Origin of the sequence: Frateuria sp. Soil773, assembly GCF_001428405.1 — a bacterium.
Lineage (GTDB): Bacteria > Pseudomonadota > Gammaproteobacteria > Xanthomonadales > Rhodanobacteraceae > LMSL01.
Map to the genome: position 1 here is coordinate 1 of NZ_LMSL01000029.1, position 3,158 is coordinate 3,158.

A 3,158-nucleotide genomic window follows, 5' to 3' on the forward strand; every position below is an offset into this window, starting at 1 on the left:
CCCGCTAGCCATAACAGTGCTCTACCCCCAGGAAGATTCGTCCGAGGCGCTACCTAAATAGCTTTCGAGGAGAACCAGCTATCTCCGAGTTTGTTTAGCCTTTCACTCCTATCCTCAGCTCATCCCCATCTATTGCAACAGATGTGGGTTCGGTCCTCCAGTGCGTGTTACCGCACCTTCAACCTGGCCAAGGATAGATCACTCGGTTTCGGGTCTACTGCCAGAGACTATGCGCCCTATTCAGACTCGGTTTCCCTTCGCCTCCCCTAGACGGTTAAGCTCGCCACTGACAGTAAGTCGCTGACCCATTATACAAAAGGTACGCAGTCACCCTTGCGGGCTTCCACTGCTTGTACGTATACGGTTTCAGGGTCTATTTCACTCCCCTCTCCGGGGTTCTTTTCGCCTTTCCCTCACGGTACTAGTTCGCTATCGGTCAGTCAGTAGTATTTAGCCTTGGAGGATGGTCCCCCCATGTTCAGACAGGGTTTCTCGTGCCCCGCCCTACTCAATTTCACACACGATGCCCTTTCGCCGACGGGGCTATCACCCTCTGTGGCCGGCCTTTCCAGACCGTTTGGCTAGAACATTGTGTGCTTTTGGGCTAGTCCCCGTTCGCTCGTCGCTACTGAGGGAATCTCGGTTGATTTCTTTTCCTCCGGGTACTTAGATATTTCAGTTCCCCGGGTTCGCTTCGTACGGCTATGTATTCACCGCACGATACCTCTTGCGAGGTGGGTTTCCCCATTCGGACATTGCCGGATCAAAGCTTGTTGCCAGCTCCCCGACACTTTTCGCAGGCTGCCACGTCCTTCATCGCCTCTGACTGCCAAGGCATCCACCGTATACGCTTAGTCGCTTGACCATATAACCCCAAGTCGCCTCGGGGCTACTCCCGTTCCTCCTCAGGAACCTTGGGATTCGCCAAACAACGCGTCGCTTATTTGCCTCAACGACACATCTCGGTTCGGTTTCGAACCAAAACGCTTGTCACTCGTTTACGTTTTCAAAGAACACCACGCCGGCCTCAACGCCGGATGGCTTCACTAATCTTTGTATGCGCTACACATCCAGTCGCTGGTGGAGCCAGTCGGGATCGAACCGACGACCCCCTGCTTGCAAAGCAGGTGCTCTCCCAGCTGAGCTATGGCCCCGGGAACAAAGCGTCGGCATCGAACAACCGGTGGTGGGTCTGGGAGGACTCGAACCACCGGCCTCACCCTTATCAGGGGTGCGCTCTAACCACCTGAGCTACAGACCCATAAAGCTTCCGGTCTAACGACCAAACGCGCCCTTGGCGCGTGGATGTGCAGGTGTCTTGTGTGGACGTCTTGCAGCAGCGAATGCTGCCTTGCTCGAAAGGAGGTGATCCAGCCGCACCTTCCGATACGGCTACCTTGTTACGACTTCACCCCAGTCATGAACCACTCCGTGGTCGTCGTCCCCCTTGCGGTTAGACTAACGGCTTCTGGAGCAACTCACTCCCATGGTGTGACGGGCGGTGTGTACAAGGCCCGGGAACGTATTCACCGCGGCATAGCTGATCCGCGATTACTAGCGATTCCGACTTCACGGAGTCGAGTTGCAGACTCCGATCCGGACTGGGATCGGCTTTCTGGGATTGGCTCCACCTCGCGGTATTGCAACCCTCTGTACCGACCATTGTAGTACGTGTGTAGCCCTGGCCGTAAGGGCCATGATGACTTGACGTCATCCCCACCTTCCTCCGGTTTGTCACCGGCAGTCTCCTTAGAGTTCCCACCTTTACGTGCTGGCAACTAAGGACAAGGGTTGCGCTCGTTGCGGGACTTAACCCAACATCTCACGACACGAGCTGACGACAGCCATGCAGCACCTGTGTTCCGATTCCCGAAGGCACTCCCGCATCTCTGCAGGATTCCGGACATGTCAAGGCCAGGTAAGGTTCTTCGCGTTGCATCGAATTAAACCACATACTCCACCGCTTGTGCGGGCCCCCGTCAATTCCTTTGAGTTTCAGTCTTGCGACCGTACTCCCCAGGCGGCGAACTTAACGCGTTAGCTTCGACACTGATCTCCGAGTTGAGACCAACATCCAGTTCGCATCGTTTAGGGCGTGGACTACCAGGGTATCTAATCCTGTTTGCTCCCCACGCTTTCGTGCCTCAGCGTCAGTGTTGTCCCAGATGGCCGCCTTCGCCACTGATGTTCCTCCCGATCTCTACGCATTTCACCGCTACACCGGGAATTCCACCATCCTCTGACACACTCTAGCTGTCCAGTATCCACTGCCATTCCCAGGTTGAGCCCGGGGATTTCACAGCAGACTTAAACAACCGCCTACGCACGCTTTACGCCCAGTAATTCCGATTAACGCTTGCACCCTTCGTATTACCGCGGCTGCTGGCACGAAGTTAGCCGGTGCTTATTCCTCAGGTACCGTCAGTCCCGCCGGGTATTAACCGACAGTGTTTCGTTCCTGATAAAAGTGCTTTACAACCCGAAGGCCTTCTTCACACACGCGGCATTGCTGGATCAGGCTTGCGCCCATTGTCCAATATTCCCCACTGCTGCCTCCCGTAGGAGTCTGGGCCGTGTCTCAGTCCCAGTGTGGCTGATCATCCTCTCAGACCAGCTATCGATCGTCGCCTTGGTGGGCCATTACCCCGCCAACTAGCTAATCGAACATCGGTCCATCCAACCGCGCGAGGTCCGAAGATCCCCCGCTTTCTCCCGTAGGACGTATGCGGTATTAGCGTAAGTTTCCCTACGTTATCCCCCACGTCTGGGCAGGTCCCGATGCATTACTCACCCGTCCGCCACTCGCCACCCAGGGAGCAAGCTCCCCTGTGCTGCCGTTCGACTTGCATGTGTTAGGCATGCCGCCAGCGTTCAATCTGAGCCAGGATCAAACTCTTCACTTAAGTTTTCGACCGGCCGAAACCGATCTATCTTTCTGAAGGGTTGTCCCAACGTAAAACGTCATTGCTGACTTGTTTGCGTTGGACCCTTGCATTTCTTGGACAGGCATTCCGTCCACTGCAAGGCGTCCACACAAGTCACCTGCGCATACTGTCAAAGATCAGTCACTTGCGATCCGTTTCTCGAACCGCCCCAAGACCTTTCGTCCCGGGTGAGCCGCCCATTCTACATCCATCTTTCGGTCCGTCAACACCTGC

The 3,158-nt window shown here is 55.6% G+C and carries 2 tRNA genes and 2 rRNA genes; all 4 read right to left on the reverse strand.

Annotated features, from left to right (window positions below):
* Nucleotides 1-865: ribosomal RNA gene (locus ASG87_RS09695) — 23S ribosomal RNA — on the reverse strand; the annotation flags it as partial.
* 213 nt (nucleotides 866-1,078) lie between these two features.
* Nucleotides 1,079-1,154 (reverse strand) — tRNA-Ala (locus ASG87_RS09700).
* 30 nt (nucleotides 1,155-1,184) lie between these two features.
* A tRNA-Ile gene (locus ASG87_RS09705) sits at nucleotides 1,185-1,261 on the reverse strand.
* A 97-nt stretch (nucleotides 1,262-1,358) separates the two neighbouring features.
* Nucleotides 1,359-2,903 (reverse strand): 16S ribosomal RNA (locus ASG87_RS09710).
* Nucleotides 2,904-3,158 lie beyond the last annotated feature (255 nt).